The sequence below is a fragment of the Enterobacter cloacae complex sp. 382A5 genome (assembly GCF_050031095.1).
Taxonomy (GTDB): Bacteria; Pseudomonadota; Gammaproteobacteria; order Enterobacterales; family Enterobacteriaceae; genus Enterobacter; species Enterobacter cloacae.
On record NZ_JBLGVK010000001.1, the window covers coordinates 69144 to 82482 of the forward strand.

The window sequence follows — 13339 nt, forward strand, 5'->3', positions numbered from 1 at the left end:
CGGGACGAAGCCTGATTAACTGAAATTACAGGTAGGAAATGGTGTAGGTCACGTTAGAGCTCAACGCACCGACCGTTGCAGCAGCGGCGTTGGTTTTATAGTAATAAACGTCCAGCGTCAGCGTTTCTGAATCTGGCGCCGCTGAGGTACCCATAATGCTGGTGGTGTAAGCCTGGTTCAGCGTAACCGGTGTAGATTTACCTGGTTCAACTAAGGCGAAACCGACATTACGCGCCACGCTGGCGTCGTTTTCATTAACGCTGTTATTCAGCAGGTATTTGCCGTCGGTAGAAATATTATCGGCGCTGGAGAAATACACTTTCAGCGGCGTACCGGTCGTACCTGCTGCTGGCGTACAGCCAGAGAAGGTTAACGAAATGGATTTTTTATTTTTTGTAATCAGGCCAACCGTTGTTCCGGCATCCTTAACCGAAATGGGGGAGAGGGCGACGGTCATATCCGCGCTTTTCCCGCCATTAATCGTACAGGTGGTATCGGTAATAGCACCGGTAAAGTTAATTACGCCACCCGCTGAGTTATCTGCGGCAATGGCGTGAGTAGAGGCAATGGCTGCGCCAAGCACAGATACGGTCATGATCGTTTTGAACATGATAAACTCCATAATATTTTGTTTTATCTAAGAAAGAATGTTTCCCGGCTGCGCAACACACTGTGACAGGCTTACGCGCATCGCGACCTGAGTACGAGCCTTGACGATATTATGTTGCATCAAAAAGATACATAACAAAACATTATTCCGTTAATATTAAAATAATGAGATTATAATCTTGCTATAACGTTCTTTTAAGGATCATAACCTAAATGCCTTCATTCGAAGGTCTTAATTAATGAATTAATAATTGTTAATTTATGAAGTTTTCTATGCGGCGTGCTCAAATAATATTTGATGACTTGACCACACCCTCTTTAGACCTATTATTGCCAGGGAAATACAGTCGTTTATAACAGTGGTGTAACAATCATATGAAGTATCTTATTGATCTCGCAATGCTTTATGAAGTGGACTCCGGTGTGATCATGATAAATGGAGAAGAGGAATCTTCCATTAAGTTATCAAATCAGGCGGCACGTTTGTTATATGAACTCATCATTAATAATGGTAAAACCCTCGACAGGGACGACCTGATTAAGAAAGTCTGGGAAGACCGGGGTTTTTCCGGCTCCTCGGTCAGTCTTAATGTTGCCATAAGTGAAATTAGAAAAGCTTTTCGGAGTTTAGGACGTGACCCGCTACTGATTAAGACCATTCGTGGAAAAGGTTTTAGTCTGGCCGCGCATATTGAACATCATACCGTCAGGCCGCCCGTGGCCGCTCCGGAAAAAATGGTGGCGGAAACCGTTGATATTGTGACGCAGCAGCGAGACCCGCCTGAAGGTTTGCGTCGTCGGGACAGCGGCTTTACCACCCTGTTCGTGATGGCGCTGGTGGCAATAATGGGTATTGCCGCGCTGCTGTTCTATCAAAATATGCGCGTCGCCGATCGTCCGAAGGAGTCCGATATCTATCGGCTGGGCAAAATTGACCGCTGTACGGTTTATCTTATTGATAAGAACATGTATCAGCCGCTGCAGGTCTATCTTAACCGCGCTAAAGAGGCGATCGCCCGTCAGCATATCGACTGCGAACATCAGGACGCTGATGCCTATTATTCAAAATTTAAAAAGTCACAGCTGGAAAATGATTTTTTGGCCGTCTGTTATCTGCAGGATAGCGGCGATAGCTATAAAAATTGCATCTCTTACAGAAATCTGACAGGGAGTTAAGATCATGTCGAAGAGACAGATGGGTATATTATTGGGCGTGGTACTGCTGCTTTCCGTTATCGTCATTGTCTTGCTTTACCCGAAAAGAACCCAGGAAGAGGGATTTGGCTGTCAATCTGATACGGTTTCCAGGAAAAACTATTCCACGGGGGAGACGACCGGCCTGGCGTTAACCACGCTATTTCTGTTTAACAGCAGCGATATTGTCACCGTGATCCATAAAGGCGTATTCATCCGTGGCGACAAACGTTATTTAATTGACCGCAACTATGTCCTCAATGTAGAGAAAGTTGCAGGCAGTGATATTTACTATATTAAAGGAAAAAAGCTGCACAAATCTGATGATGATGTTGCTCCGGACGGCATTGTCAATGAACTGCTGCTGGATAATCTCGACTTCTTTTATGTCACTCGACTTAAGCATCGCGCATGGCTAATTAAAGGGCTAGTATTACCTGTAATGATGTGTCTGGCCGTGCCCACATCCTGATATTCATCAAACTAATAAGAATAGATATTTATCTATTCATCAAAAAGTCTCAATTTTATTCATTATGTAACAACAAGATGCAAAAGCAGGCGGAAATTTTTTCATCTTTTGCTTTAAAGGGAATGAAATTTTCTGTATTGCCTCGTTATTTTTCGGGTGACTATACTTCGCCCCGAAAAAGGGGCTCCCCTTTTTTAAACATCTGGATTCTTTTTTGAAGGACTAAATAAATGAATAAACTGAACGCTATCGTTCTGGGCTCACTGCTGTCTCTTTCTGCCCTGAGCGTTGCTCATGCAGCGGAAACTACCGCTTCTGCAACCTGGCAAGCTTCTGCAACGAAAGACAGCGATTCCGATCTGGTTGTCACGCCGACGCGTGCCCTTAACTTCGTTTATAGCGCAAGCTCGAAAGCCTTTAACACCGACACCGGTCTGTTTGATGTGGCTATTCGTGGTGACCACTCTTCAGCGACCAGCTTCAAACTGGAAGCGATTGTTGACGACTCTGACAACACCCTGTTCAGCGTTGGCGGCGAATCAACCAAGCTGAAAGTGGGCGCGCGCTTTGGCGGGACCGATCTGGGCTCAATCGGTGGCACAGTGGGTGCGAAATCAACGGCATGGACGACCCTGGTTGACTCTTCAAACAACACCGGCGTCTCTTCTGGCCTGTGGAACCTGACCACCAGCGCAGGCGCGGCGGCGAATACCGAAGTGACCGGCCAGGACAAATTTGTGTTCTACGTCGATTCTGCACAGGACAGCACCGGTGCGGCGAAAGAGTTCAAAGACCTGACCAACAGCCTGTGGGAAGGTACTGTGTCCGTTGCGTTCCGCGCAACCTGGGGCTAAGAGCTGACAGTTACAGGGGCGTAAGCCCCTGTTTAGGGAAATATCATGTTTAGCCTCAAACCCATCTTCTTCTTTTTACTCTTTGTCTCTTCCTCCGCGCTGGCAATTAATGTGGGCAAAGTCACCACCATTATTCCTGCCGATGCCGACTCCACCGCCAAGGAATTAAAAAACGAAGCGGACAGCGTGCGCATTATTTCCATCAGCGCCCAGCGTATCAGCAGCCCGATGGATGAAGGCATTGTCATTAACCCGGAGAAAATCGACGAACTGCTGCTGACGCCCACGCGCATGGTTATGCCCGCCGGCACCAGCAATATCGTCAAATTTTACTACCACGGCAAGGCCGATGACCGGGAGCGCTACTACCGCGTGACCTTCATTGATGAAGGGGTCAGCGAAGATCTTGATAACGGCTCGCAAAAGAATGGCAAAGGGATGACCCGCGCCGTGGTGAGCACCATTCTGGTGGTACAGCCCCGGAAGAAGAACGTCGATTACGTCTACGTGGCCGGAAAAATAACCAATAAAGGCAATACCGCGTTTCGCGTGAATGCGAGCGGGACGTGCCTGAAACCCAACCCGGAATCACCGACCACGCCGTGCGTTAAAAACTTCTACCTGATGCCGGGTACCTCACGCGCGATCGACGATATCAACGTTACGGACAGCCATTTTCATCTCGGAATTTGGGACCTGAAACAGTTCATTCCTGTTAAGTAAGGATGCATGGTGAAAAATAAATTAGTGTTGCCGGTGATGATGGCGTGCACATCCGGCCTCCTGCCCGCGTATGCGCATGCTGCCTCCAGCTCCGTGGTTATCGCTAATTACCGTTTTCCCGACTCGCTCTATGCTCTGCTGGAGCAGGGGATCAAAATCCCTGTTTATTTGGTCAATACCCGCCCGAATGCCGCGCAAACGGCGAGCGGCGCGCGTGACGTGAGCGAATATGTCCGTATTGGCGACGTGACGATTTACGCGAAAGATCGGCTGCTCGGGCTGCGCGACGTGCAGGTCCAGGAGTCTGATAACGGTATTCGTCTGTCGAAAGAGATGCGGACGTTGCTGCAAAGCATCAGCGGCAAACAGTTCGACGAGCAAATGCGTATTCCGGTGAGCGCCGGGTCGGCGTTTGAGCTGGACCAGAAAAAGATGCGTCTGCTGCTGAACCTCTCCCAGCGCGATTACGGGGTCAACATTCGTCCCCGTGAAGTGGATATCGATGCCCCTGAATCAGACGATCTGAGCGGTACGCTCTCCTATAACCTTGGCGCGTATCATACCGAGAGCGGCTACGGCGACAGCTGGTCGTCCGGCTATCTCAACGCCAAAAGCTGGATCTCGATGGGGGTCGATCACCTGCTGGTCGATGGCTCTGGCTACGTTAACGAAAGCAGCAGCGACACCCAGATGAACGCGGTGATGTGGGAACGTGACTATCAGGGCATGCGCTACGCCGCCGGGATGCTGAACGGCTGGGCGATGCAGTCGCTGGCCAGCGTCAGCGGTATTTCCGGTGGTGAAGTGTACGGCGTGTCGGTGGGCAACCAGGCTAACTCGCGCAAGCGGGACAATACCCTCTCCCTGACGCCGGTGGTGGTCTATTTCCCGACGGCCGGGGAAGCCCGTATTCGCCGCGACGGCCAGCTTATTGGCATTCAGCGCTTTGACGTGGGTAACCACGAAATCGATACCAGCGCGCTGCCCTACGGTATCTACAGCGTGGAAGTGGAAGTGGTCAGCGGCAGCCGCACCGTGTCGCGCAGCATGTACACGGTGAACAAACCCTTCAGCAATAACGTGTCGGAGTCTCTGCGCTGGCAGACGTGGGGCGGTATTTATAGCCGCGACAAATCCGTCGTCAACTACAAGAAGTATGCCAAACGGAAAAACGAGCAGGACAACAGCTACTACTACGATTACGACACTAAGCACAAAGACACCATGTCGCTGGTCGGCACCTCCTTCAGCAAGCGCAGCGGGATGGTCGACTGGAACGCGTCCGGCTACATGATGCGCGAACACGTGGTCAGCGAACTGTGGGCCTCCCTGAACCTGACCGGGTATTTCTCGGTGAACACCCAGACGATGGCCGCCTCGGACGGCACGTACCGCGCCAACTACGGGGCTAACGTCAGCCTGCCGTGGAATATCGGTTCGGTCTGGTACTCCCACGAGCAACTCTCCAGCGGCAAGTTCCTCGATATCTATGAAAACAAAGGCAACACGTGGGGCGCGTCGTTCAGCCTGCCGTCGTTTGGCCTGCCTTCCGCCGGTAACCTGAGCCTGATGCGGCAGGAAGACGACGTATACCGCTATAAACGCTATCAGATTGACTACTCCCAGGGGCTGTACGCCGGTCGTTACGGCACGGCGCGCCTGCGGGTGGGCATGTCGCGCAATAAGTACGAAGGGTACTACGAAGAGAAAGACCGCTACGTGATGCTCGATTTCTCGATCCCGCTGGGTAACACCGTCTCCGTGGGCGTGTCGCATAACCGCGATACCGGCACGGCGCTTAACGTCAGCGCCAGCCGCCAGTTCGAAGGGGATTACCTGAAGTCGGTCACCGCCAACGTCTCAAGAGCCTTCAGCAGCAACCAGGATCGCACGGTGAGCGGCGGCGGCAGCGTCAGCTTCGACACGCCGTGGAACAGCAACATCCTCAGCGTGCAGAGCGGCACCAGCAAGGGCTGGAACTCCACGCTGACCAGCGACGGCAGCGTCGGCTGGTCAAAAGAAGCGATAGCGGCAGGTAAAGGGACCGACAGCGCAGGGGTGATTGTCAGCACCGGACTGAAGTCCGACGAGTCGCTCACGCTGAAGCTGAACGGCCGCACGGAGCGCATTAAGGGCGATAAAACCTGGCTGTCGTTGCCGGCCTATCAGGCCTATGACCTGGAGGTGATGAACAGCGAAACCGGGACCGAAAGCTATGACATCGGCGCGAATGCCCGTCGGCATATCACGGTCTACCCGGGTAACACGGTGGTGATGAAGCCGCAGGTGAAAAAAATCGTCACCCTGTTTGGTCGCCTTGTCGATGCCAGCGGCAATCCGGTGAGCGCCACGCAAATCAAAAACCACGTCGGGCTGACCCGCACGGAAAACGACGGTCGCTTCGTGATTGACGTGGACAAGAATAATCCGGTGCTCAGTATTGCCACGCCGGACGACAGCGTCTGCGAGGTGCGTCTGGATATCGAGTCCAACCGCGGCGCGCTGTGGCTTGGGGACATCTCCTGCGATAAGGGCGATTTCGTCTGGCAGGAAGCAAAAGGAACGCGGGAACGTGAAGATGAAAAAGATATTCGCTCTTAATCTGCTGCTGATTAGCGCGGCTGCGCAGGCGCAGCAGATGCCCTATTTTGCGATCAACAACCCGGACAACAACGGGACGGGCAACACGGCGGCGCTGTTTAGCCTGAACAGCACCTCAACCGCGTTTTTACACGGATCGCGCGAGTGGCCGACCCTGAGCGCCAAAACCAACAACGGGATTGCCAGCTACATTCCGGACAACAGCTTTACCGGCCCTGCGGGCAGCGCGCTGACCATCAACTTCAGCGTCACCGGCTCCAGCGCCTCGCCGTTCTTTAAGGGCACCGCGTGCTCTTCAAGCTGCGGCACCACGGGCTATACCGCGGCGACAAGCTATACCGACACCGCTATGGTGGTAAAACCGCCAATCGTCGAACCCGGCACCTCCTATGGCCGCTGGGTGCTGGGGGATCCGTTCTTTAACTATCTGCTCAATGCGGCTCCCGGCAACGAGGTGACCATTACCTCCACGCCGCAGATCACCTCTATCAATAAGGTGACCACCACCAACACGCTGCACAAGGTGGGGACGTTGACCATGACCAACTCGCGGGCGCTGGATCTGGGGATAGACCCGATCAGCGGCGAGGTCACGATTGTGGATGGTTCCACCGGGGCGACCTGCACCAAATACACCCGCAATACGGTGTCGGGCGTGCTCTGTTCGCTGCTGGAATATACCTTCGTTGGCGAAGATATCACCGGCTATAACCCGGGCCTGGCGCTGACGTCATCCCGCGTAAACGGCGTGCTGCAGTCGCACATGAGCGGCGGAACGGGTCTGGCGGCGGAAATCACCTTCGACGAGAGCAACTGGTACAGCATCTCCGGCGGTATTTTGAGCGATACCCGCGTGCTGGCGAATACCTTCCTCGCCGCGCCGCAAAAAAACGGCGGCAAGGCCAACCTTAAAATCTTTTTACCGAAGGCGCTGATTTTGAGCGTGGCGCAGGCGGGGGATGGCAGCAACATTGGCAATATCGTCAGCCTGTGCCTGACGCCGGGCAACAGTTCGCTGGCGGCGGATTTCTGCTTCCAGCCGGGCGGAGGGCTGGTCATTAACCCTATCCAGCCAGGACTGGCGATTGTGCCGGATAGCCCGGACTACACCCTCGACCCTAACGGCCTTGGCGGCTCCGGAAAAGGAACAATTGGCGAGGCGCCGATTGAGATCCCCTACACCATTACCTACAGCGGCGCGCAGAAAGACGCGGCGATTGCGGTAACGGTGAAGGTCACCGGGCCGACGCAGAGTCTGAACGGCGTGGATTACTGCGCCTTTAGCGGCAACGGCTTCACCGTGCCGATCCCCGGCAACGTGCTGGTGGGCAAAAGCCAAACGCTGAAGGCGCATAACTGCAAGGGCGAAGCGCTGTCCATTCCCGCGCCCGCCACCCATGCGGAAGAGTGGGACAAGATAAGCTCCGGTGTGACGGACATGTGGCTGTGGAAAACGCCGCTGGTGTTGCAGTTTGTGATGAATAACCCGGTATCGAAAACCACCTATGACGGTAATAACTGGTTTGGCGAAGTGACGGCCCAGGGTCGAATTGATGTCAGCGCTTCCTGGAATTAAACGATGATGACTGGAAAATTCCTGGCTATTTTCGCAATAAATTGCTTCATTTCTGCAAGCGCAAATGCTTTAATTATTGAAAGTCTAAATATTGATTTTCTACCCGAAAAAGAAGTTGTTTTTCAGCCAATAAAAAACGATACCAGCGTTCGACAGAATTATACTGTTTCGCTTATTCAGGTCGATATTCCTAAAGAGCACGGAAAAGAGACTGAAATAAAAGACGGCGAGGTAATGTTCTCGCCTAAACAGTTAACGCTGGAGAGCGGCGAGCAGGCCGGTTTTAAGTTTTATTACACCGGTCCGCACGACAGCAAAGAGCGCTATTATCGCGTTAAATTCACCGAGACGCCGCTCCAGGCGCGGGTTGTGATGAGCAAAGGCCAACGCATCCAGTCGGATGTGGTGGTTTCGCTTGAGGCTATTTTAATTGTCCGCCCATGGACAAGACATTTTGATTATGCGTTTAGCAACGGGGTGGTGAGTAATACCGGGAATACCTGGTTTAAATATGTCTCCTCACAGGGGTGTAGCTCACAATATAACGATTCAAAATATCTTCCGCCGGGTCAACGGCTGGAAATAGATAATTACGCGCAGCCAGCAAGGCGGATGATTATTTATGGGAATAAAATCATTCCGCTTTCGAGCTGCCCGTAACAACCGCTTTCCTTCATAAAAGGAAATTAACCTTTGGCGCAAGCTAAAGATTTACAACTACAGGAGAATAAAATGAAAGCGATTTCATTCGTAGAAGCGAAAGACATTATCGGTGGTGCATTAAACCCGTTTGCTGGCCTCGTTAAGGGCGCACAGCTGGGTTACGACACCGGTGCAAGCATCATGGGCATGGTAGGCGGTGTGGTTGGCGGAATTCTGGGTGGCGCGATGGGCTTCCTGGGTGCGCTGGTTGGCAGCTACAACTAATTCAGATTAACAGGAAGACAATCATGCAAGTTATCGATTTCAAAAAAGCACAGGCCATCATCGGTGGTTGGGATCCGTTTGCTGCTGCCATTCAGGGCGCGAGCGCGGGCTATAACGCGGGCAGCCAGATGTTAGGCGCGCTGGGCGGCACCATCGGCGGCGTGTTTGGCCTGGTGGGCGGCTTCATCGGCGGCTTCTTCAGCGCATAAGTTATTGACCTATGCACCTATGGCCCGCATTGCCGGGCCATTTTTTTATTTCAGCCACGGATAATTATGTTTTCGCTTTTTCAGTATAAAAAAAAGGGTAAGACACCCGTTATTCGCCAGCATGAATTTACCGAATGTGGGCTGGCCTGCCTGGCGATGGTGCTGGGGCACTACGAACACCATGTCTCCGTCAGCCAGCTGCGCAGGGAGATTTCGGTTTCTGCCGACGCGGGAACCTCGATGGCGGAATTAATGACCCTCGCCAGCGATAAAAATATGACGGGCCGGGTGCTAAAGGGCGAAATCACTGAAATTGAAAGTGCCGAACTGCCGCTCATCGCCTTCTGGCGCGGCAATCACTTCGTGGTTATCGTGAAGGTCGACGGCCGCAGCGTGACGGTCCACGACCCGGCCAGCGGCGTGCGTCGCTACAGCCTCAAGGAGGCGCAAAAACTCTTTTCCGGCTACGTGCTGGAGCTCAAGCCAACGCCGCGCTTCGACAAAAAATCGCCCGACGAGACGCTCACGCTGGGGCGGCTGGCCAATAAATCCCCGAGCTTATTTCAGCGGCAGGTGCTGCTGTTTGTGCTCTCGATTTTTACCCTCATCACCATGCTGGCCAGCCCCACCTACGTGCAGCTGATCATGGACGAGGCCATCTCGCGCAACGACAACGATCTGGTGATCTTACTCACCGCCATTTTCGCTATCGTCTTTATTTTTGAAGTCATTGGTAAGTTCCTCAAGCAGCTGCTTGAGATCCTGATGCGTAACATTGCCTATGACGACCTCAGCCAGTCGGTTCGCCGCTATATGCTGCGTACCCAGACCGGCTGGTTCCGCAGCCGCCCGCCGGGCATTGTGCTGGCGATTGAAAAATCGCTGCATGCCTGTGCGGAGTTCATCAGCAATGGCTATGTGCAGATCCTCTTTTCCAGCCTGATCGCCTTCACCAGCCTGCTGTTTATGCTGCTGTATAACGTGAAAATCGCCGTGCTGACGATGCTGCTGATGGGGGTGTTCTTCCTGATCCGCTTTTCGCTGATCGGGCCTTACCAGCGCGCGGTGGACGACTCCATCGAGCGCACCGCAAAGTATGAGTCGCTGCTGGTGGAGACGCAGAAGGGGATCATCACCCTGAAGGCCAACAACATGGAGCAGGCCCGGGACGCGGTGATGGACAAATCCCAGCGTGAGCACATCGCCGGGCTGATGCGCAAAGAGCGCCTGCTGGCCCGCTTTGATGTTGCCTCGCTGCTGGTGATCAACGCCGAGCAGCTGCTGGTGGTCTGCTTTGGCGCGTGGCTTATCCTGGAAGGGCAGATGAGTATCGGGATGCTCTACGCCTACATCAGCTACAAACGCTATTTCTCCGACGCGATGGTACAGGTGGCGCAAAAGCTGCTGGACAAAAATGCGCTGAAAGGGCCGCTGGATCGCGTGGGCGACCTGCTATTTGCCCCCTCTGAAGCCAGCCAGTTTGGCCGGAAGATTGTGACCTCACCCGTCAGTCTGGCCTTTGAGGATGTCTCTTTTGCTTATCCGGGACGTGAGGCGACCCTGCAGCACATCAACATGACGCTCAAGCAGGGCGAAGAGGCGGTGATTGTCGGCCAGAGCGGCTCCGGGAAAACCACGCTGCTGCGTCTGATCTCCGGGATGTTGCTCTCCACATCGGGCAGTTTGCGGATCAATGCGATCCCGATCACCGAGTGCGATCTCTCCTCTTTGCGCCAGCATATTCGCATTGTGCATGCGGACGATATTCTCTTTACCGGCTCCATTCTGGATAACCTCTCCTGCTTTGATAGCGCGCCGGACAAAGAGCGGGTGATTGCTGCCTGCCGCCTGGCGGAGATTGACCACGTGGTTGCGCGTCTGCCGCACGGATACGAAACGGAGCTGCTGCCGGGAAATACCTTTTTCTCCGCCGGCGAGATGCAGCGTCTGGTGCTGGCGCGCGCGCTGTACAGCCAGCCGAAGCTGCTGCTGTGCGATGAAGTGACGGCAAACCTCGATAAAACCACGGCGCAGAAGGTGCTGGCGAACCTGCGTGGCCTGGGGATTGGTCTGGTGTTTGTCACCCACTCGCCGGAGGTGGTGGGCTGTCACGGACGGCTCTACACCATGGAAAACGGCACGCTGCGGGAGAGTGAGCAATGATGTTTCTGCCCCGTCTCTACGCCCGACTTTGCGCCCGGCAGGCCGGACGCACGCTGCTCGCAAGCCGGATCACGCAAAACTACAGCCAGTTTATGCGCTGCCCGGAGGCTGACGTCCCACCCGATTTTCTGCGCCAGAACGCCCTGGAGATGAGCGGCTTTCATTTTGTCGAGCAGATCTTCCCGCCCGCGCTGTGGCGGCGCAACGTGCGTTTCGATCTCCACGCCCGGGTGGCGGCATTTACCCGCGAGCAGGATTTCTATTCTCAGCCCCGCACCCTGCTGCTGGGCATGCGCTGGGCCGGATTTGGCCTGATCGCGGATGCGCTGCTCGCCACCGCGCCAGACGACGTGCGCTTTCAGTTTGTTACCCGCCTTCCCGCGCTGCACAAGCTGATGGCGGCGCACGAGGAGCGGCGGGCAGGGGTGTTTTTCGCCCCGCACCGGCTGGTGACCGTGCTGCTGGTGGATGAGCGCCTCCCGGATGCGCCGCTGTTCATGACCCAGGCGGGCGACCAGAAAGCGTGGTTAACGGACGTGTCGACGCGCTTTTTAACGCGCTATGGATATGTGATTCGTACGCTGCTGCCCGGCTGTTCGCTGCACTCGGCGGAATTTGCGCTGGAGAGCCAGACCTATGCCCCTGCGGAGTACCGTCAGGCCGCCACCGCCACGCTGAACGCGTTGCGTAAAACCCCCACGCTCTGGAGTGCATGGGACGATCTTTCAGTGATTTATCATGGATGACATGTCGTGAAATTAAGAAACCGAAACCGACAACGTCGGGCGCTGATCCCGCACCATTTTTCAAAGAGCTACGAGATCAACGCCCCGCGGCTGAAAGGCGTGTTAACGCTGTTTATCTCCTTTTTTCTCTGTCTGCTGGTCTTTTCGATCGTCTTTAACTTTTCGGAAACCACGCTGGCGCGCGGGGTGCTGATCCCGGCCCAGGGGGATGTGGAAGTGCGTGCCAGAGAGTCCGGCACCATCGTGGATTTTGCCGTACGTCCAGGCCAGTACGTGAAAGAGAATGACCCGCTTTTTACCGTGTCGCAGGACTACGGCGGCAAGCAGGGCTCGGTGGTGCAGTTCGATCGCCAGCAGATGGAGGCGGAGAAAAAGCGCAGCGAGCAGCGCGTGCAGACCATTGAAGATTCTATCGCCACCTACCGGAAAAACCTGGCGCAGCAGCTGGATATTGCCGACCGGCAGATTGTGGTGTCCCGCGACAAAGTGAAAAAGCTGCGTGCGTTGCTCAAAAACAGCACCGATACCTATGAGGCGTGGAAAGCGATATCCGGGAAAGGCTATGTGTCGAAGGTCGATCTGGATAAAAGCCACAACGACGTGCTCAACGCGCAGCTTAACCTGACGCTGGAGGAGAGCAGTATCCTCGATCTGGAGGCGCGCAAAACCAGCCTGACCGACAGCACTCAGTCGCAAATCGACTCCCTGAGCCAGGAGCTGCTGTACGTGAAAAACCGGATCAGCGAAATTGACCGCAACCTTTCCAGCCGGGGCAGCTCTACGATGGCCATGCTGGCCCCTGCCGATGGCTACGTGGTAGCGATCAACTTCCCGCCGGGCCGGGCCATTACGCAAAACAGCGAGGTGGTGGTGGTGATCCGTAAAAACACCGCCGCGTCGATGGAGGGGTACCTCTATGTGCCAGCTACGGGCGTGGGCCGGGTGGCGAAAGGGGATAAGGTGAAGCTGCGCTTTGACTCCTGGCCGGTGGATAAATATGGCTCGGTGGAGGCCACCCTGTCTGATTTTTACGAGGTGAATATTGATGCGCATTCGGCGCTTATCCCGCTCCAGGAGGGGCAGAACTACTATCTTGCCAAGGTGCGGGTGCCTTCCTGGTTTACCGATCCGGACAACAAAAAGCGTCTGCTGATGGGCGGGATGACGGTTAACGCCGATATCGTTATCGATCGCAAACCGCTTATCAATCTGCTGATTGCGCCGCTGGAGCGGGTGCGTAAACGGTTTATCGATTGACCCGATTT

13 protein-coding genes are annotated in these 13339 nt (G+C 54.5%); 12 read left to right on the plus strand and 1 reads right to left on the minus strand.

Annotated features, from left to right (window positions below; genetic code table 11):
• Positions 1-25: 25 nt before the first annotated feature.
• The gene (locus ACQG2G_RS00330) at positions 26-610 is read right to left on the minus strand and encodes a fimbrial protein (RefSeq protein ID WP_013094838.1); all 585 of its coding nucleotides are present in this window, start codon (positions 608-610) and stop codon (positions 26-28) included.
• Between the two features lie 374 nt (positions 611-984).
• Here ACQG2G_RS00330 and ACQG2G_RS00335 point away from each other — a divergent pair, with 374 nt between their 5' ends.
• The 12 genes from ACQG2G_RS00335 to ACQG2G_RS00390 all read left to right on the plus strand — a co-directional run bounded on the left by ACQG2G_RS00335 (position 985) and on the right by ACQG2G_RS00390 (position 13331).
• Complete coding sequence (locus ACQG2G_RS00335; RefSeq protein WP_348595959.1) at positions 985-1785, plus strand: winged helix-turn-helix domain-containing protein; 801 nt, start codon at positions 985-987, stop codon at positions 1783-1785.
• A 4-nt stretch (positions 1786-1789) separates the two neighbouring features.
• Complete coding sequence (locus ACQG2G_RS00340; protein WP_080453025.1) at positions 1790-2275, plus strand: hypothetical protein; 486 nt, start codon at positions 1790-1792, stop codon at positions 2273-2275.
• 230 nt (positions 2276-2505) lie between these two features.
• Positions 2506-3129: a common pilus major fimbrillin subunit EcpA gene (locus tag ACQG2G_RS00345; protein WP_061771470.1), complete on the plus strand. Its 624-nt coding sequence runs from the start codon at positions 2506-2508 to the stop codon at positions 3127-3129.
• Between the two features lie 45 nt (positions 3130-3174).
• Positions 3175-3852 (plus strand): fimbria/pilus periplasmic chaperone, encoded by a 678-nt coding sequence (locus tag ACQG2G_RS00350; protein ID WP_059310292.1) that lies wholly within the window; start codon positions 3175-3177, stop codon positions 3850-3852.
• A gap of 6 nt (positions 3853-3858) precedes the next feature.
• Positions 3859-6453, plus strand: coding sequence for a CS1-pili formation C-terminal domain-containing protein (locus tag ACQG2G_RS00355; RefSeq protein ID WP_061771469.1), 2595 nt, complete (start codon positions 3859-3861; stop codon positions 6451-6453).
• Entirely contained in the window at positions 6431-8029 is a 1599-nt protein-coding gene (locus ACQG2G_RS00360) for a hypothetical protein (RefSeq protein ID WP_059310294.1), read from the plus strand. The genes ACQG2G_RS00355 and ACQG2G_RS00360 overlap by 23 nt, the downstream gene beginning before the upstream one ends.
• 3 nt (positions 8030-8032) lie before the next feature.
• Positions 8033-8689 carry a hypothetical protein gene (locus ACQG2G_RS00365; protein WP_235836459.1) on the plus strand — a complete coding sequence of 219 codons (657 nt, stop codon included), beginning with the start codon at positions 8033-8035 and terminating at the stop codon, positions 8687-8689.
• 72 nt (positions 8690-8761) lie between these two features.
• The gene (locus ACQG2G_RS00370) at positions 8762-8956 is read left to right on the plus strand and encodes a hypothetical protein (RefSeq protein ID WP_013094846.1); all 195 of its coding nucleotides are present in this window, start codon (positions 8762-8764) and stop codon (positions 8954-8956) included.
• Positions 8957-8979: 23 nt separating this feature from the next.
• Positions 8980-9165, plus strand: a complete 186-nt coding sequence (locus tag ACQG2G_RS00375; RefSeq protein ID WP_001196016.1) for a hypothetical protein — start codon at positions 8980-8982, stop codon at positions 9163-9165.
• Between the two features lie 66 nt (positions 9166-9231).
• Positions 9232-11328 carry a peptidase domain-containing ABC transporter gene (locus ACQG2G_RS00380; RefSeq protein ID WP_061771468.1) on the plus strand — a complete coding sequence of 699 codons (2097 nt, stop codon included), beginning with the start codon at positions 9232-9234 and terminating at the stop codon, positions 11326-11328.
• A complete protein-coding gene (locus tag ACQG2G_RS00385) occupies positions 11325-12074 on the plus strand; it encodes a hypothetical protein (protein ID WP_061771467.1) in 750 nt (249 codons plus the stop codon). Before ACQG2G_RS00380 ends, ACQG2G_RS00385 begins: the two co-directional genes overlap by 4 nt.
• Positions 12075-12080: 6 nt before the next feature.
• Positions 12081-13331: an HlyD family secretion protein gene (locus ACQG2G_RS00390; RefSeq protein ID WP_013094850.1), complete on the plus strand. Its 1251-nt coding sequence runs from the start codon at positions 12081-12083 to the stop codon at positions 13329-13331.
• Positions 13332-13339 lie beyond the last annotated feature (8 nt).

Excerpts from the sequence above, each read along its gene's own strand:
- ACQG2G_RS00330 (WP_013094838.1), bottom strand. The coding sequence starts at position 610 with ATGTTCAAAACGATCATGACCGTATCTGTGCTTGGCGCAGCCATTGCC.
- ACQG2G_RS00360 (WP_059310294.1), top strand. The coding sequence starts at position 6,431 with ATGAAAAAGATATTCGCTCTTAATCTGCTGCTGATTAGCGCGGCTGCG.
- ACQG2G_RS00335 (WP_348595959.1), top strand. The coding sequence starts at position 985 with ATGAAGTATCTTATTGATCTCGCAATGCTTTATGAAGTGGACTCCGGT.
- ACQG2G_RS00370 (WP_013094846.1), top strand. The coding sequence starts at position 8,762 with ATGAAAGCGATTTCATTCGTAGAAGCGAAAGACATTATCGGTGGTGCA.
- ACQG2G_RS00385 (WP_061771467.1), top strand. The coding sequence starts at position 11,325 with ATGATGTTTCTGCCCCGTCTCTACGCCCGACTTTGCGCCCGGCAGGCC.
- ACQG2G_RS00340 (WP_080453025.1), top strand. The coding sequence starts at position 1,790 with ATGTCGAAGAGACAGATGGGTATATTATTGGGCGTGGTACTGCTGCTT.
- ACQG2G_RS00375 (WP_001196016.1), top strand. The coding sequence starts at position 8,980 with ATGCAAGTTATCGATTTCAAAAAAGCACAGGCCATCATCGGTGGTTGG.
- ACQG2G_RS00345 (WP_061771470.1), top strand. The coding sequence starts at position 2,506 with ATGAATAAACTGAACGCTATCGTTCTGGGCTCACTGCTGTCTCTTTCT.
- ACQG2G_RS00350 (WP_059310292.1), top strand. The coding sequence starts at position 3,175 with ATGTTTAGCCTCAAACCCATCTTCTTCTTTTTACTCTTTGTCTCTTCC.
- ACQG2G_RS00355 (WP_061771469.1), top strand. The coding sequence starts at position 3,859 with ATGGTGAAAAATAAATTAGTGTTGCCGGTGATGATGGCGTGCACATCC.
- ACQG2G_RS00380 (WP_061771468.1), top strand. The coding sequence starts at position 9,232 with ATGTTTTCGCTTTTTCAGTATAAAAAAAAGGGTAAGACACCCGTTATT.
- ACQG2G_RS00365 (WP_235836459.1), top strand. The coding sequence starts at position 8,033 with ATGATGACTGGAAAATTCCTGGCTATTTTCGCAATAAATTGCTTCATT.